Source organism: Amycolatopsis benzoatilytica AK 16/65 (genome assembly GCF_000383915.1).
Taxonomy (GTDB): domain Bacteria; phylum Actinomycetota; class Actinomycetes; order Mycobacteriales; family Pseudonocardiaceae; genus Amycolatopsis; species Amycolatopsis benzoatilytica.
Window position 1 is genome coordinate 195,075 of record NZ_KB912942.1, and the last position, 20,130, is coordinate 215,204.

At 69.8% G+C, this 20,130-nt stretch carries 18 protein-coding genes; 9 read left to right on the forward strand and 9 right to left on the reverse strand.

Annotated features, from left to right (window positions below):
- Positions 1 to 53: 53 nt before the first annotated feature.
- From AMYBE_RS0100915 to AMYBE_RS0100925, 3 genes are read left to right on the forward strand one after another with little or no spacing between them, the layout of a single operon-like run.
- Positions 54 to 1,496 (forward strand): NCS2 family permease, encoded by a 1,443-nt coding sequence (locus AMYBE_RS0100915; protein ID WP_027927260.1) that lies wholly within the window; start codon positions 54 to 56, stop codon positions 1,494 to 1,496.
- Positions 1,497 to 1,513: 17 nt separating this feature from the next.
- Positions 1,514 to 1,891, forward strand: a complete 378-nt coding sequence (locus AMYBE_RS0100920; protein WP_020657441.1) for an allophanate hydrolase-related protein — start codon at positions 1,514 to 1,516, stop codon at positions 1,889 to 1,891.
- A complete protein-coding gene (locus AMYBE_RS0100925; protein ID WP_020657442.1) occupies positions 1,888 to 2,997 on the forward strand; it encodes a glycerate kinase in 1,110 nt (369 codons plus the stop codon). Before AMYBE_RS0100920 ends, AMYBE_RS0100925 begins: the two co-directional genes overlap by 4 nt.
- 153 nt (positions 2,998 to 3,150) lie before the next feature.
- Here the strand turns inward: AMYBE_RS0100925 and AMYBE_RS0100930 are convergent, their stop codons facing one another.
- The 3 genes from AMYBE_RS0100930 to AMYBE_RS0100940 form a co-directional block, all read right to left on the reverse strand.
- Entirely contained in the window at positions 3,151 to 3,543 is a 393-nt protein-coding gene (locus tag AMYBE_RS0100930; RefSeq protein WP_020657443.1) for an NUDIX hydrolase, read from the reverse strand.
- The gene (locus AMYBE_RS0100935) at positions 3,540 to 3,812 is read right to left on the reverse strand and encodes a hypothetical protein (protein WP_020657444.1); all 273 of its coding nucleotides are present in this window, start codon (positions 3,810 to 3,812) and stop codon (positions 3,540 to 3,542) included. Before AMYBE_RS0100935 ends, AMYBE_RS0100930 begins: the two co-directional genes overlap by 4 nt.
- Positions 3,813 to 3,938: 126 nt before the next feature.
- Positions 3,939 to 4,652 carry an RraA family protein gene (locus AMYBE_RS0100940; protein ID WP_020657445.1) on the reverse strand — a complete coding sequence of 238 codons (714 nt, stop codon included), beginning with the start codon at positions 4,650 to 4,652 and terminating at the stop codon, positions 3,939 to 3,941.
- A gap of 288 nt (positions 4,653 to 4,940) precedes the next feature.
- Between AMYBE_RS0100940 and AMYBE_RS0100945 the strand changes: the two genes are divergently transcribed.
- The 4 genes from AMYBE_RS0100945 (at position 4,941) to AMYBE_RS0100960 (ending at position 9,687) form a co-directional block, all read left to right on the forward strand.
- Positions 4,941 to 6,110 carry an EfeM/EfeO family lipoprotein gene (locus tag AMYBE_RS0100945; RefSeq protein ID WP_020657446.1) on the forward strand — a complete coding sequence of 390 codons (1,170 nt, stop codon included), beginning with the start codon at positions 4,941 to 4,943 and terminating at the stop codon, positions 6,108 to 6,110.
- Entirely contained in the window at positions 6,107 to 7,306 is a 1,200-nt protein-coding gene (locus tag AMYBE_RS0100950) for a Dyp-type peroxidase (protein ID WP_020657447.1), read from the forward strand. The genes AMYBE_RS0100945 and AMYBE_RS0100950 overlap by 4 nt, the downstream gene beginning before the upstream one ends.
- 43 nt (positions 7,307 to 7,349) lie before the next feature.
- Positions 7,350 to 8,975: a phospholipase C gene (locus AMYBE_RS0100955; protein ID WP_020657448.1), complete on the forward strand. Its 1,626-nt coding sequence runs from the start codon at positions 7,350 to 7,352 to the stop codon at positions 8,973 to 8,975.
- Between the two features lie 307 nt (positions 8,976 to 9,282).
- A complete protein-coding gene (locus tag AMYBE_RS0100960) occupies positions 9,283 to 9,687 on the forward strand; it encodes a histone-like nucleoid-structuring protein Lsr2 (protein WP_020657449.1) in 405 nt (134 codons plus the stop codon).
- Between the two features lie 165 nt (positions 9,688 to 9,852).
- Here the strand turns inward: AMYBE_RS0100960 and AMYBE_RS0100965 are convergent, their stop codons facing one another.
- From AMYBE_RS0100965 to AMYBE_RS0100990, 6 genes are all read right to left on the reverse strand, one after another.
- Positions 9,853 to 10,797 (reverse strand): MBL fold metallo-hydrolase, encoded by a 945-nt coding sequence (locus tag AMYBE_RS0100965; RefSeq protein WP_020657450.1) that lies wholly within the window; start codon positions 10,795 to 10,797, stop codon positions 9,853 to 9,855.
- A gap of 262 nt (positions 10,798 to 11,059) precedes the next feature.
- On the reverse strand, positions 11,060 to 11,953 hold the full coding sequence (locus tag AMYBE_RS0100970) for an ROK family protein (RefSeq protein WP_020657451.1): 894 nt from the start codon (positions 11,951 to 11,953) through the stop codon (positions 11,060 to 11,062).
- Positions 11,950 to 13,563 (reverse strand): dipeptide ABC transporter ATP-binding protein, encoded by a 1,614-nt coding sequence (locus AMYBE_RS0100975; protein WP_051124615.1) that lies wholly within the window; start codon positions 13,561 to 13,563, stop codon positions 11,950 to 11,952. The genes AMYBE_RS0100970 and AMYBE_RS0100975 overlap by 4 nt, the downstream gene beginning before the upstream one ends.
- Positions 13,560 to 14,390, reverse strand: coding sequence for an ABC transporter permease (locus AMYBE_RS0100980; protein WP_020657453.1), 831 nt, complete (start codon positions 14,388 to 14,390; stop codon positions 13,560 to 13,562). The genes AMYBE_RS0100975 and AMYBE_RS0100980 overlap by 4 nt, the downstream gene beginning before the upstream one ends.
- The gene (locus AMYBE_RS0100985; RefSeq protein ID WP_020657454.1) at positions 14,387 to 15,346 is read right to left on the reverse strand and encodes an ABC transporter permease; all 960 of its coding nucleotides are present in this window, start codon (positions 15,344 to 15,346) and stop codon (positions 14,387 to 14,389) included. Before AMYBE_RS0100985 ends, AMYBE_RS0100980 begins: the two co-directional genes overlap by 4 nt.
- A 4-nt stretch (positions 15,347 to 15,350) precedes the next feature.
- Positions 15,351 to 17,147 carry a peptide ABC transporter substrate-binding protein gene (locus AMYBE_RS0100990; protein WP_020657455.1) on the reverse strand — a complete coding sequence of 599 codons (1,797 nt, stop codon included), beginning with the start codon at positions 17,145 to 17,147 and terminating at the stop codon, positions 15,351 to 15,353.
- A 159-nt stretch (positions 17,148 to 17,306) separates the two neighbouring features.
- Between AMYBE_RS0100990 and AMYBE_RS0100995 the strand changes: the two genes are divergently transcribed.
- Both AMYBE_RS0100995 and AMYBE_RS0101000 read left to right on the forward strand, forming a co-directional pair.
- Positions 17,307 to 18,443: an ROK family transcriptional regulator gene (locus AMYBE_RS0100995; protein WP_020657456.1), complete on the forward strand. Its 1,137-nt coding sequence runs from the start codon at positions 17,307 to 17,309 to the stop codon at positions 18,441 to 18,443.
- Positions 18,440 to 19,894, forward strand: coding sequence for a M81 family metallopeptidase (locus AMYBE_RS0101000; protein WP_020657457.1), 1,455 nt, complete (start codon positions 18,440 to 18,442; stop codon positions 19,892 to 19,894). The genes AMYBE_RS0100995 and AMYBE_RS0101000 overlap by 4 nt, the downstream gene beginning before the upstream one ends.
- Positions 19,895 to 20,130 lie beyond the last annotated feature (236 nt).

Sequence of the window (20,130 nt, forward strand, 5' to 3'; positions counted from 1 at the left end):
GCCGTTTCCGGCCGGGGCGCGGTGCAGCACACCCACCGGCAAGGGGAGGACGCATGACCCAGGTACGCCTCGACGAAGCGGTTACCTCGGCTCCCGGACAACCGCGCAAGTCCATTATGGAGCGACTGTTCGAACTGCGCGCACGCAACACCACGGTAGGCCGGGAAGTACGCGGCGGCATCACGACGTTCGTCGCGATGGCCTACATCGTCTTGCTCAATCCGCTCATTCTCGGCGCTTCCGCCGACATCACCGGCGCGAAACTCAGCGCCGCGCAACTGACCACGGCGACCGCGCTGGCCGCCGCGGTGATGACTGTCGTGATGGGACTGGTCGGCAACGCGCCGCTCGCGCTCGCCGCCGGACTCGGCATCAACGGCATCGTCGCGTTCCAGATGGCCCCGGCGATGACCTGGGCGCAAGCCTTCGGCCTCGTCGTGCTCGAAGGCGTCTGCATCGTGCTGATGGCGGTCAGCGGCGTCCGGGAACGCATCATGAACGCGATCCCCGGACCGCTGAAAACCGCGATCACCGTGGGCATCGGGCTCTACATCGCGCTCGTCGGCCTGGTGAGCGCCGGGTTCGTCACGCGGACCCCGGACGAGGCGCATTCGACCGTCCCGGTCCGGCTCGGCCTCGGCGGGCATCTGCACGGCTTGCCGATCGCGGTGTTCTGCTTCGGCCTGCTGCTGATGACCGTGCTGATGGCGCGGAAGGTGCCCGGCGCGGTGCTGATCAGCATCGCGGTCTCGACCGTGCTCGCGGTGGTGCTGCACGACGGATTCGGCGTCGGCGAATGGGGCCTGACCACTCCGACGCTGCCGCATTCGGTGGTCGCCGCCCCGGACTTCGGGCTGTTCGGGCACGTCGACCTGTTCGGCGGGTTCGCCAAGGCGGGCGCGCTGACCGCGACGATCTTCCTGTTCACCCTGGTGCTGTCCGGGTTCTTCGACGCGATGGGCACCATCACCAGCGTCTCGGACGAGGCCGGGCTGTCGAAGGACGGCCGGGTGCCGCGGATGGGCCGGATCCTGTTCGTGGACGGGGCCGGGGCGATCGCGGGCGGGGTCGCCGGTTCGTCGCCGAACACGGTCTTCCTGGAGTCCGCGGCCGGCGTCGGGGAGGGCGCACGGACCGGACTGGCGAGTGTGGTGACTGGACTGTTGTTCGGGGCGACGCTGCTGTTCACGCCGATCGCGGGGATCGTGCCCGCCCAGGCGGCGGCCCCGGCGCTCGTGGTGATCGGCGGGATGATGGTGGCGCAGTGCCGCAACATCCCGTGGAACGACTCGGACTACACCATCCCGGTCTTCCTGACGGTCGCGCTCATTCCGTTCACTTACTCCATCACCAACGGCGTCGGCGCGGGGCTCATCGCGTTCGTGCTGATCAAGACCTTCCGCGGGAAGTGGCGTGAGGCGGGGTGGATCCTCACCGTGCTCGCGCTCGTGTTCACCGTCTATTTCGGAATCGACGTGGTGAAGGCGATCCTCTAAACAGAAAGGGACCGGCAATGCCTCTGATGTTCCTCAACGGCGGCGCGATGCGCGGCGAATCCCTGCACCACCTGCTCGACGGCGCCCCCCTGGTGGTCGAGACGAAAACGGCCGCCAAGTACCGGTTCTACTCGGTAGGCGGGCAATGCCCGGCGCTGGTGCCGGTAGCGCACGGCGGCGCGGCGATCTCCGGCGAGGTCTACGACCTCACTCTGGACCAGCTGCGCGACCGGGTGCTCCCGTCCGAACCGCCGGAGCTGGAGCTGGGCGTGATCGAACTGGCCGACGGCAGCTCGGCGTTCGCGATGCTGCTGCGGCGGCCGCAGACCTCGCACGTGCAGCTGCGGGACATCACCGAAATCGGCGACTGGCGCGCGTTCCGGGCCGCCGCGTGACCGTCCTGGTCGCCCCGGACAAGTTCAAGGGCTCGCTCACCGCGGCCGAGGTCGCGCAGGTGGTAGCCGCGGCGTTCGCCGAGGTCGCACCGGGCGAACCGGTGCGGCAGCTGCCGGTGGCCGACGGCGGCGACGGCACGGTCGCCGCCGCCGTCGCCGCCGGGTTCCGGCGGGTGCCGGTACGGGTGTCGGGGCCGACCGGCCGCCGGATTACCGCGTACTACGCGCTGCGTGGTCCGGTGGCGGTGGTCGAGCTGGCGGAGGCTTCGGGCTTGCACCGGTTGCCCGGCGGCCGGCCGCAACCGCTGACCGCGTCGAGTCACGGCACCGGCGAGCTGATCGCGGCCGCCCATGCCGCCGGGGCCAAGCAGATCGTGCTGGGTGTCGGCGGGAGCGCGTGCACCGACGGCGGGGCCGGGTTGTTGACGGCACTGGGGGCGCGGCTGCTGGACGCGTCCGGTGCCCCGATCGGACCGGGCGGGGCGGGATTGGCCGCGGTGTCCACCGCGGATTTGTCCGGACTGCCCGACCTGGACGTCGTGTTGGCGTCCGATGTGGACAATCCGCTGCTCGGCGGGAACGGAGCGGCGGCGGTCTACGGGCCACAGAAGGGAGCCGGGCCCGCTGAGGTCGCGTTGCTGGAACGCGGGCTGTCGCGGTGGGCCGACGTAGTGGGCTCCGCGCACGTCACCACCCCGGGGGCGGGCGCGGCGGGCGGCGTCGGGTTCGGTGTTCTCACCGGACTCGGCGCTCGCCTTCGGCCGGGGATCGAGCTGCTGCTGGAGCTGCTCGGTTTCCCGGAAGCGGTTCGCGACGCCCGGCTGGTGATCACCGGGGAGGGATCGCTGGACGGCCAGTCACTGCGCGGGAAGGCGCCGATCGGGGTGCTTCGGGCAGCGGGCAAGACGCCGGTGGTGGCACTGGCCGGGCGGTGCTTGCTGGCTGAGCCGGAGTGGCGGGAGGCCGGGTTCGCCGGGGTGTACGCCCTGACGGACGTGGAGCCGGACGAGCATCGGTGCGTGGCGGACGCCCGGGGGCTGTTACGAGACCGGGCACTGCGGCTGGCGCGCGATTTCGCGCGGACGGTGCCTGCGAGCCGGGGCTAGGTCGGTGGGCGCCCTCTGCCGGAGTCGGGGTCCGTGCGGGGCCCCTTGCCGGAATCTAGGTCCCTCAGGGGGCCATTCACGGAATCAGGGTCTCTCAGGGGTCCCTTCACGGAATCTAGGTCCCTCAAGGGGCCATTCACGACCACGGCGGACTCAACCGAGCAGGACCTGCCGGACGTGGTCGGACAGGGGGAGCTCGGCCGCGTCGTCGGGAGTCAGCCAGCGATGCGCGTCGTGTTCGGCTGGGTCGAGTCGGAGCTCGCCCTGGAAATCCGGGTGGGCGTCGAAGTACGCGGCATGCACGGTGAAGGGCTTGCCGGTGCGGTCTGGCCAGGACCGGCGGGCCCGTTCCCCGGTCAGGCGTACCCGCAGACCGGTTTCTTCGGCGGCTTCCCGTATCGCGGTGTCCTCCGGCGCTTCGCCTGGTTCTGCCGTGCCGCCGGGGAATTCCCAATGTCCGGCCAGGAACGTGCCGGGCGCGCGGCGAATCAGCAACACCTTCTCGTCTCGCCGGAGCAGGACGTACGCCAAGTGTTTGTCGTTCATGCGGCTCCTCCGTCGGCGACCAGGGCCTGGCGTTTCACCCAACCACCAGCCGGTTCGCGGACGAACGCGTATTTGGCTTCCATGCCGGGGACCGTTTCGTCGGCACCCCAAGGCATCCGGCGGTCGTATTCGGGCCAGTGGGCGGTGATGCCGGTCCAGCCGTCTTCTTCGAGGCGCTTCGCGATGACGGTGCCGGTTCCCGCTCGCCGGCCCGTGCCGGCGACCAGAGCGATCCGCTCAATACCCTCGCCAAAGAAGTCTGACCCCACCAACCGCAACCTCGGCTCCCGGCCCGGTCCCGACCACCCCAATGTGGCATTCGGTGCGTCGGACGCACCCAATGTGGCATTGGGGTGCTCGGGGGCGGGGCCGCGTCGGTGACCGGAGCGATCCGGTCACTCTTCAACGGCCCCGCCTTCCGCGCGCAAATGCTGCCGGAAAGTGTAGGAACTGTCTTCTGCCCGGCGGCTCAGGAATGCGTCGAATCGGACTTGGTCCCGCAGGGTCGTCCCGGTGCGAATCAGCTCCGCCTGCCGGCGCTCGGTGTCGCGAATGCCCTCGGCCAGCCGGAAGACGTCTTCGGCGTTGGCGGCGGGCACGAAAAGCACGCCGTCGTCGTCGCCGAACACCAGGTCGTCGGTGGTGACGGTCCATTCGCCGACGGTCGCGGCCAGCAGCGCGTCCGAAGCGCGGTTGGCGTGGTGAAGCGGGCCGGTGGACAGCGAACCCAGGCTGAACACCGGCAGGCCGATTTCGCGCAGCTCCGAGGTGTCCCGGTGCAGGCCCCAGATCACGATGCCGCCGAGCCCGGCGGCGGCCGCTTCCGCGGTGACGAGGTCGCCCACACAGCTCTCGTCCAGCCGGCCGAAGTTGTCGACGACGAGCACGTCGCCTGGCTGCGCGTCGCCGAGCGCTTCGAGGAAGACGTCGACGCTGCCTGCGTGCCGGGCCGGCAGCACCCGTCCGGACAAGCGTTGACCCGGGACGACGGCCCGGGTCCCGGCCGGCGCGCACCGCACCGTCAGCCGGGCACGCAGGCAGCCGTCGGCGAGGTGTGCCGTGGTGAGTGCCGCGAAACGTTCTGTCAGGTTCAGGTATTCACCGTCCATACCGCACGCTACCGGACGGATCGTCCGCCGCGGAACGGGTTTCGGGCGACGACCGGCGGAGCTAGTGTGGTCGCCGACACCTGCCCGCCTCTCTCGGAAAACTTGGCGATAACCGGCGAATCGGACTGGGGGAGTTGGCATGCTTTGGCGGTTATATCCGATTTGGTTCGGTTTTCTGGGTGAAGCCCTGGTGAATTCCCGGGTAGGCGACGTGCGCAGCGGCGGATTCTTCACTTTCCGCACGCATAATTCCGTTCCGGTAGCCCGAACGAGTGGCAGGAGGCAGGAGTGCCGGGGTCGGTTCGCGCCCGCTTGATCGCGGGTGGTGCGGTCGCCGTGGTCGCGGCGGCGGGCGTCGCGTTCGCGGTCTGGCCGGACGGAGCGTCGGCACAGGATCCGGAGATCGAGATCTCCCGGTCCGCGTGCGGTCAGGGCTGGACCGACCCGCGCGCCGGGGTCCAGACCTTTCACCTGCGCAACACCGGCACCGTGACGTCCGAAGTGGACTTGATCGACCCGGCGACCGGCGTGATCTACGGCGAGGTCGAGGGACTGGGCAGCGGGACCACCCGGCCGCTGCCGGTCACGCTCGGGAACGGCACCTACGCCTTCCGCTGCCTGCCGGAGGATTCGCCCGCGATCGTCGGCCCGGCGGTCACCGTGTCCGGCGGCAGCGAGCGCGGCCCGGGCGTCGCACCGGTGACCCAGAACGACCTGCTCGCGCCGCTGAAGTCCTACCAGAAGCACGTGACGGACGGTCTGGACCAACTCGGCGGCGACGTCGCCAAGCTCAAGGACGCGGTCCAGCGCAACGACCGCGGCTCCAGTCAGGCTGCCTGGCTGGTCGCGCACCTGGACTACGAACGCCTCGGCGCCGCCTACAACGCGTTCGGCGACTCCGACCAGGCCGTCAACCGCACGGCCGACGGCCTGCCCGGCGGGGTCAAGGATCCGGGCTTCACCGGCTTTCACCGGATTGAAGCCGGCCTGTGGCACAACGAGGACCTCGCCGCCCTCGCCCCGGCGGCCGACCAGTTGGACAGTGACGTGCAGAAACTCCGCAAGTCCTTTGCCGACCGCCAGGTCGATGCCAATGACCTCGGCCTGCGCGCACACGAGATCGTGGAGAACACCCTGCAGTTCGAACTGACCGCCCGCACCGACTACGGCAGCGGCACCAACCTTGCCACCGCCCGCGCGAACATCGACGGCGTCCAGGCCGTCCTCGACGTGCTGCGCCCGGTCCTCGCCCCGCGTTACCCCGCACTGTCCACGGTGGACAACTGGATGAAACGCACCGCCGCCGCGCTCGACGCCGCGAAGCGGCCGGACGGCTCGTGGACCCCGGTGAACCAGCTTTCCGCGCCGCAGCGCCAGAAACTGAACGCCGATGTCAGCCAGTTGGCGGAGCTGCTTGCTCCGATCGCCGCGATCGCGGAGCCGAGGAGGACGTCGTGACCGAGTCCTCCCGTCGTACCTTCCTGCGCCGTACGGTGATGAGCGCGGGCCTGACCGCGGCGGCCGGAGTCGGCGTCGCAGCCAGTGCCGGCGCCGGCGAAGACTCCGGGGCGATCCCTTTCCACGGCCCGAAGCAGGCCGCGATCCTGCGGCCGCCACCGGCGCAGACCATCGTCGCGTCCTTCGACATCGTCGCCGAGAATCGCGCCGAGCTGACCCAGTTGTTCCAGGAGATCACCGACCGTGCCCGTTTTCTCACGAACGGCGGCGCTCCGCCCTCGGTCGGCATCACCGCGCCGCCGGCCGATTCCGGCATCCTCGGTCCGGAGGTGCCGCGCAGCGACCTCGGAGTGATCGTCGGCGTCGGGTCGTCCCTTTTCGACAGCCGGTACGGGCTCGCCGACCGCAAGCCCAAGAAGCTCAAGCCGATGGCGATGTTCCCGAACGACGCGCTGGATCCGGCGCAATGCCACGGGGACCTGTCGCTGACGTTGTCCTCGAAGGACACCGACACCGTCCTGCACGCACTGCGCGACCTGGCCCGCGCCACCCGCGGCGGAATGCAGCTGCGGTGGAAGATCAACGGGTTCAGCTCGCCGTCGCGGCCGTCCGGAGCACAGCGCAACCTGATGGGGTTCAAGGACGGCATCGTCAACCCGGCCGAGTCCGAAATGGACCGGCTGGTGTGGGCGGCCGGCGCGGGCGAGCCGTCCTGGACGACCGGCGGCAGCTACCAGGTGATCCGGCTGATCCGGATGCTGGTGGAGTTCTGGGACCGGGTGTCCATCACCGAGCAGGAGAACATGTTCGGCCGCCGGCGCGACACCGGAGCCCCGCTGGACGGGGCCGCCGAAACCGACGAACCGCGCTACGCGGACGACCCGATCGGCACCGTCATCCCGCTGACCAGCCACATCCGCAAGGCCAACCCGCGCACCCCGCAAACCGACTCCAGCCGGATCCTGCGCCGCGCCGTCAACTACGACCGCGGCATCGACAGCAACGGCAACCTCGACCTGGGCTTGGTGTTCGTCTGCTACCAGCAGGACCTCGAGCGCCAGTTCGAGACGGTGCAGAAGCGGCTCGTCGACGAACCGCTCGTCGACTACATCTCCCCATTCGGCGGCGGCTATTTCTTCGCGCTGCCGGGCGTCACCGGTCCACAAGACCACTTCGGCCGGGCGCTCCTCGCCTGAGGAACGTCCCAGTTCCCCAACCCCGACCCAGGAGGAATCCTCAGTGGACACAGCATTCGGCAGACGGCGCCGTCGCCTGCTCGGTGCGGGCGCGCTCGCCTCGGCGGCCGCGCTGGCCATCGTGACCGGCTCCGCGGCGTCGTCCGCGCAGGCCCAGCCGCTGCACTCGATGCCCGCCTCGTGGCTGCCGACGCTCACCCCGATCAAGCACGTCGTGGTCATCTTCGGCGAGAACGTCTCGTTCGACCACTACTTCGGCACCTACCCGAACGCGACCAACGAGAACGGCACCCCGTTCCAGGCCGCGAAGCACACGCCGAAGGTCAACGGCCTCGACAAGTTGCTGCTGACGAACAACCCGAACGCGTACAACCCGAAGCGGCTCGGGCCGGACCAGGCGCTCACCTGCGACCAGAACCACAACTACGGCGCCGAGCAGGCCGCGTTCGACGGCGGCAAGATGGACAAGTTCGTCGAGAAGACCGAGACCGACAAGTGCACCGGGCAGCCGGTGCTGTTCGGCGAGCCGGGCCTGGTCATGGACTACTACGACGGCAACACCGTCACCGGCATGTGGAACTACGCTCAGCACTACACGATGAGCGACAACTCCTACAACACCACGTTCGGTCCGTCCACGCCGGGCGCGATCAACCTGATCTCCGGTCAGACGCACGGGATGCAGGCGGTCGACCCGGTCACCCACGAGCCGAAGAGCGACTCGTACGTGGTGGCGTCGCCGAACGCGAACGGCGTCGGCACCGTGATCAACGACCCGGACCCGGCCTGGGACGACTGCTCGGACAAGAACCACACCGCCAAGGACAACCTGGGCGCGATGCAGGGCCGCAACGTCGGCGACCTGCTCAACGACCGGCACGTCACCTGGGGCTGGTTCCAGGGCGGGTTCCGGCCGACCGGCACCGCCAACGGGTACTCGGTGTGCGGTCAGAAGCACGCGAACGTCGGCAACCAGTCCTCGGCGGACTACAGCCCGCACCACGAGCCGTTCCAGTACTACAAGCAGACGTCGAACCCGAAGCACCTGCCGCCGTCCTCGGTGCAGGCGATCGGGCAGACCGACCAGGCCAACCACCAGTACGATATGAGCGACTTCAACGACGCGCTCAAGGCCGGTTCGACGCCCGCGGTGAGCTTCCTGAAGGCGCCGGAGTACCAGGACGGCCACGCCGGCTACTCGGACCCGCTGGACGAGCAGCACTTCATCGCGGACGAGATCAACAAGATCCAGCAGTCGCCGGAGTGGAGCTCGACCGCGGTCGTGCTCGCCTACGACGACTCGGACGGCTGGTACGACCACGCCAACTCGACGATCGTCAACGGGTCCCACGACGCCTCGAAGGACCAGGCGGTCTGCACCGGCAAGCCGACCGTTCTGGGCGGCTACGCCGACCGCTGCGGCTACGGCCCGCGGCTGCCGCTGGTGGTCGTCTCGCCCTACAGCAAGGTGAACTACGTCGACCACAGCCGGACCGATCAGACCTCGGTGTTGAAGTTCATCGAGGACAACTGGTTCGCCGGCCGCGTCGGCGACCACTCGTTCGACACCCGAGCGGGCGGAATCTGGAACATGTTCAACTTCGGGTGGCCGCAGGCGGGCAAGCTCCCGCTGGACCCGAAGACCGGTGCGGTCGTCGGGCGGCAGTAGCCGAAGATCGCAGTCAGGATTGAAGGCCGCCGGGGCTCGCCCCGGCGGCCTTCGCCGTTCCCGGGAGCAGTGCCCGGATCGCAGGTCCGGGAAGGGCCTCTTCCGGGAATCGGATTCCCGGAAGACGCTCCTCACGGACGTCCGGTGCGGGGTGCGGAATGGCGGGAAGGCGAAACTGTGCTGGAAACTTTTCCAGTGCATCCGCGTGCCGGTTCGCCGGGAAATGGGAGTCGCGCTGCGCGCTCCGTCACTCGACACGATAGGGTAATCGCAGGCACATCCTGTAGAAGGTGAAGGAACGCGAATCATGGCGCAAAAAGTCCATGTCGAGATGGTGGACGACATCGACGGCAGCATCGCCGAGCACACTGTCCCGTTCAGTCTCGACGGCGTGAGCTACGAGATCGATCTGTCCGAAGAGAACGCTGCCGCGCTGCGCGACGAGCTGTCTCGCTACGTCGCCGTCTCGCGTCGGGTCGGCGGGCGCAAGGTCCGCATGGCTGCCGGGCAGCCGCCGCGGCCGGCATCGACCGCTGCGGACCGCGAGCGCAATAAGGCCATGCGCGAGTGGGCCGAGCAGAACGGCTTCGCGGTGTCCGACCGCGGCCGCCTGCCGGCGGAGATCGTGAAGGCATACGAGGAGCGCGACACCGAGGTGCCCGCCGCGAAGCCGGCCCGCAAGCGCGCGACGCGCAAGAAGGCCAACGCCTGATCTTCCTCTTTCGACAGCTGTGCCGCGGTCGCCGCGGCGAGTGATCAACGACAGGGCGCTGCCGGTATTCCGGCGGTGCCCTGTCGCGTGTTCGGTCGATTTCTCCCGGTGCCGCCGTTCACGGAATCGGTGCAGATCAGCTGGGCCGGGGAATCGTTTTCCCGCTCACGGTTCGCCGAGGCCGAGCCGCGCGTCCAGATCGATCTTTCCGCCCGCGGCGTCGCGGATCGCGCGCATCGCGTCGGCTGTGGAAAGGGGTTCGCCGTGCTGGTCGGCGTGCGCGCGCAGCAGGTTGCCGATGTGCCGCTCCGGGACTGTCCACGTTGGCCAGCGGCGCCGGGCGATCGTCGCCAGCTCGGCGAAGTCCGGTGTCTCCGGGCCGGACGTCGCGTCGAGCAGCCAGTGCAGGTAGGTGCGCAGCACCGCCACCGGGAAGCTGCCCGGGTGGCTGAGCGCGCCGTGGCCGGGCACGAAAGTGCGCACGTCCGGGAACATTTTGTCGAGCCAGTCGAGCGCGGTCAGCCAGCCCGGCACGGACCCGTGCACGGCGAACGGAGTAGAGCCGACCGACAGCAGGTCGCCGGTGAACAGCGTCCCGGTGCGTGGTTCGAACAGCACCAGGTCGCCGTCGGTGTGCGCGGTGCCGGGGAACGGCACGACCTCCACCACGACGCCGCCCAAGTCCACTTCGACTGGTTCGATGACCGCATGCACCGCGTCCGCCCGCGGCGCTTCCAGCTTGCCCCAGTTCGCGCAGTCGAAGATCTCCTCGTGGCGCTGCGGTCCGGACCGGACGATCGGGACCGCGGTCGGCGCGGCGAGGATCCGGCCGCCGTTGCGCAGCGCGACGCCGGCGCCGTTGTAGTGGGTGGCGTGCGCGTGGGTCAGCACCAGGGTGAGCGGCATCTCCACCCGGCCGTACTTGCGTACGTCGCTGACCAGGTCGAGCGTGTCGCGCTCGGTGCCGCAGGTGTCGACCAGCAGCACCCCGTCGCGGCCGCGGATCCAGCCGCAGTTCGACACCATCCAGTCGCTGGGGCTGCGCACATAGGCGACCACGCTCGGGTCGGAGTACCGGAGCGGAACGATGTTGCGCCTGATGACGGCCATGGGATCCCCTCGAGAATCACCGGACGGTAATTGATCACCGAAATGGTATAGACCAGGTCACCTGCTGTCAGCGGGGTGGAGACCACGCTCACGCGGGCACGGCCCGGCCCGGCGGTGCGGCACGGTCGATCGGTTCGCCCTGCCCGGTTTCGCGCGCATCGTTGCCCCCGGATCCGTCAATGCGCGTCAGCGTATACCCGTCGGCGAAGGATTTCCGGTTGGTCCACAGAGGACTCCGCGGAAGCTGATCACGCGCAGGTGATCACCGGATACCGGCAGTGAGTCCGGCTGCGCCCAAGGCGACCGCCTTCGCGCCGTTCCGGGAGAGCCGCACCGTCACCGGTGCGCCGGACAGCAGCGGCTGCTCCTCCAGCGCTGCTTGCAGCGGCTTCTCCAGCAGTGCCCAGGACCGGGCCACCGAACCGCCGACTACGCAGGTCGCGAGGCCGAGCAGGCCCGCGGCGTGTGCGATCGCTTGCCCGAGGAAGCGCCCGGCATCGGCGAACACCGCCTGCGCGGCCGGGTCGCCGGCCAGCGCGGACGCGGCTACCGCTTCCGCCGGGAGCTCCTGTCCGGTCGCCTCGGTGTAGCGGCGGGCCAGGGACCGGCCGGACGCGTACGCCTCCAGATGCCCGATCTGACCGCAGGTGCACGGTTGATTCCCGTACTGGCCGACGTGCCCGATCTCCCCGGCGCCGGTTCCGCCGCCGTGCAAGAGCCGGCCGTCCACGAACAGCGCGCCGCCGACGCCGGTGCCGAGCGCGACGCCCAGCACGTGCTCCTCGCCCGGCAACAGCTCGCCGAGCAGAAACGCGTTCACGTCGTTCTCAGTGCGCACCGGCACCCCGCCAAGCCGCTGAGACAGCTCCGCGTTCACCGGCGTGCCCGCCCACCCGTCGAACGAGTCGCCGGTGACCACCACTGTTCCGGTGAGCGGGTCGACCACTCCGGCCGCGCCGACGCCCACCCCGGCCAGGGTTTCGTGCTGCGGCGCCAGCGAGCTGATCAGCTCCGCTGCCCGGTCGAGGATCGCCGCGCCGCCCCGCCGCGCCTCGGACGGCGCGGAGGCGCTGCCGAGTTCCCGGCCGTCCGCGTCGCACACGACGACCAGGGTTTTCGATCCGCCGATGTCGACTCCGGCTCGCAACCCGGTCACTTCGCGTCGGCCAGCGCCTCGCGCCGGCTCCGCTGCAGCTGCGGGTCCGGCACCGGCGAGGACAGCAGCAGCGCCTGCGTGTAAGGGTGCTCCGGCGTGCGCAGGACGGTCGACGCGGGTCCTTCCTCGACCAGCTCGCCGGACCGCAGCACGGCGACGCGCTCGCAGAGGCTGTCCACCACCGCGAGGTCGTGGCTCACGAACAGGCAGCCGAAGCCGAACTCGCGGTGCAGTCGCCGGAACACCTCCAGTACCGAAGCCTGCACGGACACGTCCAGTGCGCTCGTCGGTTCGTCCGCGATCAGCAGCTTCGGGCCCAGCATCAGGGCGCGGGCGAGGCTCACCCGCTGCCGTTGTCCACCGGACAGCTCGTGCCCGTACCGGTCCAGCGCGCTTTCCGGCAGCTCTACCGCGTCGAGCAGCTCCCGCACTCGCCGGTGCCGCTCGCGGCGTCCGGCGGAGGTATGGACCACCAGCGGCTCGGCGACCGTCTGCGCGACGGTCATCCGCGGGTCCAGCGACGACGCCGGGTCCTGGAACACCGCGCCGATTTTCTGGCGCACCGCCCGTGCCGCGCGGCCGGTGCCCTTCGGCAGCGGTCCGCCGAGTACCTCGACCGCGCCGGATTTCGGCGTGACCAGGCCCAGCGCGCAGTTGCCGAGCGTCGTCTTGCCCGAACCGGACTCGCCGACCAGCCCGACGATCTCTCCGGGCGCCACGGACAGCGAAACGTTCTTCACCACCGGCCGCCCGCCGTACTCGACGACGACCTCGGACAGCTTCAGCACCGGCTTCTCCCGTTCCGGCGCGGGCTCGTGCCGGAACGACCCGAGCCGCGGGGCCGCGGCCAGCAGCTCCCGCGTGTAGTCCGCCGCCGGCCGGGCGAACAGCTCCTCCGCCGGTGCTTCTTCGACGAGCTTGCCGTGCCGCAGCACCGCGACGCGGTCCGCGATGTCGGCGACGACGCCCATGTTGTGCGTGATCAGCAGCGTCGCGGTGCCTTCGTGCTCCCGGATGTCCCGCAGCAGGTCGAGGATCTGCTGCTGCACGGTGACGTCGAGCGCGGTGGTCGGTTCGTCGGCGATGATCAGCTGAGGCCCGGCGGCCAGCGCGATCGCGATCATCACCCGCTGGCGCAGCCCGCCGGACAGTTCGTGCGGGTACTGCCTGAGCCGCGCGGCCGGCTCCGGGACGCCGACCCGGTCGAGCAGTTCGGCGCACCGGGGGTAGTAGCGGCGGTGCCGCTGCCGGACCGGATCGTGGTTGCGGATCGCCTCGGCGAGCTGGAAGCCGATGGTGCGCAACGGGTTGAGCGCGGTCATCGGCTCCTGGAACACCATCCCGGCGGCCGCGCCGCGGAGCCGGCGCAGCTCCTCGCCGGCCAGGTCGAGCACATTCTGCCCGGCCAGCTCGATCGAGCCGGTGATCCGCGCGGAGTGCGGCAGCAGCCCGAGCACCGCCAGCGCGGCCGTGCTCTTGCCGGAGCCGGACTCGCCGACCACCGCCACGATCTCGCCCGGCGCGACCGACAGGTCCAGCCCGTCCACCGCCGCCGCGCCGCCGGAATAGGACACTCGCAGGTCGCGGATGTCCAGCACTGCCTCACTCATCGCCGCCCCTTCACTGCGAACGCGTCCCGCAGTCCGTCGCCGAGGAAGTTGATCGCGCACACCACCAGCACGATCGCGATGCCCGGCGGCAAGATCAGCCACCAGGCGCCGTCGAAGGTGTAGGTGATTCCCTTGGACAACATCGCGCCCCAATCGGTATCCGGCGCCGGCACGCCGAGGCCGAGGAAGCTGACATAAGCGACCAGCAGAATCGCGTCGGCGATCTGGAACGTCGCATTCACCACCACCGTGCCGATCGCGTTCGGGATGAGGTGCCGGAACACCACCCGGGTCCGGCTCGCGCCGAGCACGGTGATCGCCCGGATGTAGTCGCGTTCGCGCAGGCTCACCGTTTCCGCGCGCATCAGCCGCGCCGGGACCAGCCAGGACACCGCGCCGATCAGCAGCGCCAGCACGCCGACGCTCGGCGTCACCAGGGTCGCGGCCACCAGCAGCAGGAACAGCGCCGGAATGGCGACGCCGGTGTCGACGATCCGCATCAGCACGGTGTCCAGCCAGCCGCCGGTGTACCCGGCGACCGCGCCCCACACCGCGCCGATCGCGGTCGCGATCAGCCCGGCCAGCACGCCGATGACCAGCGACGTCCGGCCGGCGATCATCAGCCGGCCGAGCACGTCATAGCCGAGGTCGTCGGTGCCGAGCAGGTGCCCGGCTCCCGGCGCCAGCCGCGCCGCGGCCAGGTCGGTGTGCGACTGGTCGGTGCCGTAGAACAGCGGCCCGAGGAAACAGAACGCCACGACCAGCACCAGCAGGAGCGCGCCCGCGACGGCGGTCTTGCGGGCGATGAGTCGGGAAAGGACAGTCACGACCGGGCTCCCTTCACTCGCACCCGCGGGTCGACCGCCAGCTGCACCAGGTCCGCGAGCAGCGAGCCGAGCACGGTCGCCACCGCGATCACGAGCACGACGCCCAGCAGCACCGGGAAGTCCGCGGTGCGCGTCGCGGTCCAGAACAGCAGGCCCACCCCGGGGTAGTTGAACATCGACTCGACCACCAGTGAACCGCCGAACACCACCGGCACGTAGTAGCCGAGCATGGAGATCACCGACGTCAGCGAGTTCGGCCAGACGTGCCGCCAGATGATCGTGCGCTCCGGCGTGCCCTTCGCCCGTGCGGTGCGCACGAAGTCCTCGGCCAGACTGTCCAGAGTGGACGCGCGCATGTACCGGCTGAACGCGGCCAGCGCCGCGCCGGTGCCGGCGAGTACCGGCAACACCAGCGACGCGGGCTGGGAGAGCAGTTCGCCGATCGTCTCGCCTTGCGCGGCCTGCGCTGGGAACCAGGGCAGCACTTGCGCGAACAGGATGATCAGCACCAGCGACAGGAAGAACACCGGGGTCGCGTAAAGGACGAATGTGATCGCGGTGGTCAGCAGGTCGGCGGTGCGGCCGCGCCGGACCGCCTGCCACACGCCGAGCGGCAGCGCGACCAGGATCGCCAGTGCCGTGGACAGCACGGTGAGCAGCAACGTCTTCGGCATCCGCTCGGCGAGCAGCGTGCTCACCGGCGAGTTCTGCGTGTAGGACTCGCCGAGGTCGCCGTGCAGCAGGCGCAGCAGGTAATCCCAGTACTGCACGGGAAGCGGCTGGTCGAAGCCTTGCGCGTGGTTGAACGCGGTGATCTGCGCCTCGGTGGCCTTCACTCCGAGCACGCCGCGGGCCGGCCCGCCGGGCAGCAAGTGCAGCAGCACGAACGTGACCACGGTGACCAGCAGCACGACTATCACGGCCAGCGCGAGCCGGCGGAGAAGGTAGCGCGTCATGTCCTCACCTCGTCCAGAACCAGCGTTGCGGCTGCAGTCCGGCGGTCGGGTCCTGGCTCACCCCGTGCAGCGCGGTGTCGATCGCCGAGACCTGGTACGGCGGGTTCGGCAGCCACAGCACCGGAAGCTGCTCGGCCAGGTAACCGCTGTAGTCGAGCATCGGCTGGTCGTCCGCGGCCAGGTTGGTGGCGGCGATCAGCTTGTCCGCCTTCGGGTCGGTGTAGCTGCCGAAGTTCGTACCGGCCCCGGTGGAGAACAGCTCCTCGCCGCTCGGGTTCGCCGGGAAGTACCAGCTGCCCTGGGTGCCGAAGTAGGACAGCTGCCAGCTGCAGGAAGCGTCCTGTGGTTCACAGGAGGTCCCGTTGGCCAGCACGGTGTTCAGCGGCTGCGCGTTGATCTTCATGTCGATGCCGACCTTCGACAGTTCCGAGCGCAGCTCCTGCATGGTGCCGTCGGTCTCGTCCGAGCCGGATTCGGTCAGCATGGTCATCGACAGCCGGGTGCCCGCGGCGATGCCCTCGCCGCATTCCGCCGGATCCGCGCAGGCGAGGACGCCGTCCGGGCCGGGCTTCCAGCCGTGGTCGGCGAGCAGCTGCCGGGACTTGTCCAAGTCGAACGGATACGGGTTGGTCTTCTGCTTGGGGGACAGGTACTTCGTGTCGTTGTCCTGGGGGACCGGGCCGTAGCCGACGCGGGCTGTGCCGCGCCAGATCACCTTCGTGATGGCGTCCTGGTCGACCGCGTGCTGGATCGCCTGCCGCACGTACAGCTGCGAGAACACCTTGCCCAGCTGCGGATTGTGGAAGTTGTACGGCGAATACGTGATGGACCAGCCGTTCCACGGTTCGACCCGGTAGCCCTGCGATTCCAGCCTCGGCCGCTGGCCGAGGTTCGACGTCGCCAGGTAGCCGTAGTCGACGCCGCCCGCGCGCAGCACGTTGTACTCCGCCGAGGAGCTGGTGAAGGTCAGGAACCGCACGGTGTCGAGCTTCGCCGGGTCCGGGCCGGTGTACTTCGGGTTCTTTCGCAGCGTCACCTCGCCGGACGTGGTGAACCCGGCCAGCGCGAACGGGCCGTTCCCGACCTTCCACAGCGGATTGGTGCCGTACGAGCCGAGCTGTTTGGCCTGTCCGACCAGGAAGTCGAAGACCCGCTTCGCGCCGGCCGGCGTGCGGTCGTGGTCGCCGACCGGGCCGTCCGCGCTGGTCTTGTCCCAGGCATGCGGCATCGGGACGATCAGGCTGAGCTGGTTGGCGGTGAACCAGTCGGGGTTGTACGCCTTGTCCAGGGTGAGCGTGAAGGTGCGGGCGTCGGCGGCGTGGAAACCGGTGATGCTGTCCGGAATCAGGCCCTTCGAGTACTTGCCCCAGTTGTCCTTGCCCGCCCGGGCGAGGTTGAGCCAGAACTCGACGTCGCGAGTGGTCACCTGCTCGCCGGTAGACCAGCTCAGCGGCTTGAGCGTGATCGTCACGGTCTTGCCGTCGGGGGAGTAGCTCGGCGGGTTGGCGGCGCTGGCGGCGTCGTCGAGGGTGACCGAGCCGGAGCTGCCGTCGTAGCTGTACAGCGGCACGTACAGGGTCGAGCGGACCATCGCGTTGTACGACCCGCCGTAGCCGGGGATCGAGAACGGCATGATCCAGTTCGGGGTCGCCGACGGCGGCAGCGCGAACCGCACGGTACCGCCGGCTTTTGGCGCGCCGGAGCCGCCGCCGTGCTGTTCCCGGCTCGCCGCGCACCCGGACAACGCGAGCGCGGCGGCAAGCGTGACCCCGAGCGCGGCGCGCCACGGGCGTCGAGCCATTCGCATCACTTCCCATTACTTGCAACAAGTCTGATGAAAGTCATCGACCAGGGACTCTGCCTCGTTCTGGCTGTGGGGTAATGTCGCACGGGTCGTGGGAAATGCCAAGGCATCTGGTTTACGGTTTAGTTACATCAGATCTGGTTAAAGAGGTGTCCGATGGACCCGTTGCGGTTGTTGCGGCTGGTCGCGCACGGCCATGCGACGTCGCGAATGGACCTGGCCCGCGCGCTCGGACTGCCGCAGTCGACGGTGTCGGTGCGCATCCAAGCGCTGATCGCGGCGGGCGTGCTGAGCGAGTCCGGCGAGGGCCGGTCCGCGGGCGGACGGCGGCCGAAGCTGTTGACCGTCAACGCCGATTTCGGGCATGTCTGGGCGGCCGACGTCGGGTCGAAGCACGTCCGGATCGGCGCGCTGGACATCGCGGGCAATCTGCTGCAGGTGCACGAGCGGCCGCTGGAGATCGGTCAGGAGCCGCGCGAACTGGTCGCGGCTTTCGTGGCGGTGACGCGCGAGGTGATGGCGAACGCGGACTGCCCGGGCCGTCCGCTCGGGCTCGGCGTCGCGTTCCCCGGTCCGGTCGACGTGCGCACCGGCACCATCACGCTGCCGTCGCGGATGCCCGGCTGGCGCGGGTTCCCGGTGCGGGAAGCGCTCGCGGAGCACTTCGAGCTGCCGGTGGTCGTGGACAACGACGCGAACATGCTGGCACTGGGCGAATCCGTGGCGGGCCCGCCCGGCCGGACCCTGCTGGTGGTGAAAGCCGGTACCGGCATCGGGTCCGGCATCGTGCTGGGCGGCGAGCTGTACCGCGGTCGCGCCGGGGTCGCCGGCGACATCAGCCATGTGCGGGTGGCGGCCGCCGAAGACCAGCCGTGCACCTGCGGCAACCGCGGCTGTCTGGAAGTGGTGGCCAGCGGTGCCGCGCTCGTCGCGCAGTTGCAGGCGCAAGGATTGCAGCTGGAGACCACAGTGCAGGTGATGGCCACCGCCGAGGACGGCCATCCCGAGGCGACCACGGCGGTGCGGCGCGCGGGCTTGCGGCTCGGCGAGGTGCTGGCCACCGTGGTCAACTTCAGCAACCCGGACGAGGTGCTGCTGGGCGGCGCGCTGTCCGGCTCGGAAGCGTTCGTCGCGGCCGTCCGCGGCGCGCTGTACGAACGATGTCTTCCCCTGGCCACCAGGGAACTGCGGATCGACCGGGTGCGCTTCGGGGCGGACGCGGGGCTTTACGGCGCGGGTGCGCTCGCGCTGGACGCGGTGTTCGAGCAAGCGATCAAACGGAGTGGACGATGAAGAAGCTGCGGGTCGGGATCACCGGAATCGCCATCGAATCGAGCACCTTCTCCCCGCATCGTTCCACAGTGGACGACTTCCGGGTGCTCCGCGGCGACGACCTGCTGGCCCGGTACGACTTCCTCGGCGCGAACTGGGCCGCGGGGGTCGAGTGGGTCCCGCTCGTCGACGCCCGGTCGCTTCCCGGCGGCGCGGTCACCCAGGAGGCGTACACCGAGCTGTCCGGAGAAATCCTGGACCGGCTGCGCTCCGCGGGTGAGCTGGACGGCCTGTTCTTCGACATCCACGGTGCGATGAGCGTGGTCGGCCGGTCCGATGTGGAGGCTTCGCTGGCGCGGGAGATCCGCACGATCCTCGGTCCGGACGTGCTGGTATCGGCGTCGATGGACTTGCACGGCAACGTTTCGCGGGAACTGGCTGACGCGCTCGACCTGATCACCTGCTACCGGATGGCCCCGCACGAGGACGCTTGGGAGACCCGCGAGCGAGCGGCGCGGAACCTGGTCGCCCGGCTGCGTTCCGGCGGCCGCCCGAAGAAGGCGTGGGTGCAGGTCCCGGTGCTGCTGCCGGGGGAGAAGACCAGCACCCGGCTCGAACCGGCGAAGAGCATCTATGCGGCCGTGGAAGAAGTCGAGGCGCTGGAGGGCGTCCTGGACGCGGCGATCTGGGTCGGCTATGCCTGGGCAGACGAGCCGCGCTGCCAGGCCGCGGTGGTGGTGATGGGCGACGACACCGAGCAGATCGCCAAGGAAGCGCAGTATCTGGCTCAGTCCTATTGGGACGCTCGAAAGGACTTCGCGTTCGTCGCGCCGACCGGCACGCTGCCGGAATGCCTCGCTCAGGCGGTCGCCTCCGAAGCGCGGCCGTTCTTCATCAGCGATTCCGGTGACAACCCGACAGCCGGCGGTGCCGGGGACACGTCGTGGAGTTTGGACGTTCTGCTCCGTACTCCCGCCGTCGTGGACTCGGCGCTGTCCACTGTGTACGCAGCGATTGTGGACCCGGCCGCGGTCGCGGTTGCGGTAGCCGCCGGGGTCGGCGCGACGGTGTCGGTTGAGCTGGGCGGGAAAGTCGACTCCGGCCCGCACGGTCCGGTCGCACTGACCGGGGAGGTCGCAGCGATTGACACCGACGATCCGGTGGCCGGAACCGCGGTCGTGTTCGCGGTCGGCGGCCTGCGCGTGATCGTGACCGCGCGGCGGAAGCCCTACCACCTCGAATCCGACTTCCGCGCGCTCGGCTTGCACCCGCGCGAGGCGGACGTGGTGATCGTGAAGATCGGCTACCTGGAACCGGAGCTGTACGACATGGCCGCGGACTGGTTGCTGGCCCTCACCCCGGGCGGCGTGGACCAGGACCTGCTGCGGCTGGGCCACCAGGGCATCGAGCGTCCGATGTTCCCGTTCGATCCGGAGATGCCGGCCCCGGCGCTGGCACCGGAAGTCCTCTGAGCCCGGCGGCGATCAGTACGCCGAAAGCGACGTGATCCAGCCACTGCGGCCCGCGCGGCAGTGCCCGGATCGCCGGGTTCCTCCGGCCGAGCAGTTCCAGATCCAGCAGTGCGATGACCGCCCCGGCGGCCGCTCCGTCCACGAGCCGGAGCGGCCGCCGCCGGTCGATCCGCGCGAGAACCGCGGCCCAGAACGCGGACACCGCGACGTGCGCGACCAGTCCCCGAAGCAGGCCG

What these genes read in the sequence shown, in the direction of transcription:
- AMYBE_RS0100915 (WP_027927260.1), top strand. Translation starts at nt 54, where the DNA reads ATGACCCAGGTACGCCTCGACGAAGCGGTTACCTCGGCTCCCGGACAA.
- AMYBE_RS0100960 (WP_020657449.1), top strand. Translation starts at nt 9,283, where the DNA reads ATGGCGCAAAAAGTCCATGTCGAGATGGTGGACGACATCGACGGCAGC.
- AMYBE_RS0101000 (WP_020657457.1), top strand. Translation starts at nt 18,440, where the DNA reads ATGAAGAAGCTGCGGGTCGGGATCACCGGAATCGCCATCGAATCGAGC.
- AMYBE_RS0100940 (WP_020657445.1), bottom strand. Translation starts at nt 4,652, where the DNA reads ATGGACGGTGAATACCTGAACCTGACAGAACGTTTCGCGGCACTCACC.
- AMYBE_RS0100995 (WP_020657456.1), top strand. Translation starts at nt 17,307, where the DNA reads ATGGACCCGTTGCGGTTGTTGCGGCTGGTCGCGCACGGCCATGCGACG.
- AMYBE_RS0100975 (WP_051124615.1), bottom strand. Translation starts at nt 13,563, where the DNA reads ATGAGTGAGGCAGTGCTGGACATCCGCGACCTGCGAGTGTCCTATTCC.
- AMYBE_RS0100930 (WP_020657443.1), bottom strand. Translation starts at nt 3,543, where the DNA reads ATGAACGACAAACACTTGGCGTACGTCCTGCTCCGGCGAGACGAGAAG.
- AMYBE_RS0100920 (WP_020657441.1), top strand. Translation starts at nt 1,514, where the DNA reads ATGCCTCTGATGTTCCTCAACGGCGGCGCGATGCGCGGCGAATCCCTG.
- AMYBE_RS0100965 (WP_020657450.1), bottom strand. Translation starts at nt 10,797, where the DNA reads ATGGCCGTCATCAGGCGCAACATCGTTCCGCTCCGGTACTCCGACCCG.
- AMYBE_RS0100985 (WP_020657454.1), bottom strand. Translation starts at nt 15,346, where the DNA reads ATGACGCGCTACCTTCTCCGCCGGCTCGCGCTGGCCGTGATAGTCGTG.
- AMYBE_RS0100990 (WP_020657455.1), bottom strand. Translation starts at nt 17,147, where the DNA reads ATGGCTCGACGCCCGTGGCGCGCCGCGCTCGGGGTCACGCTTGCCGCC.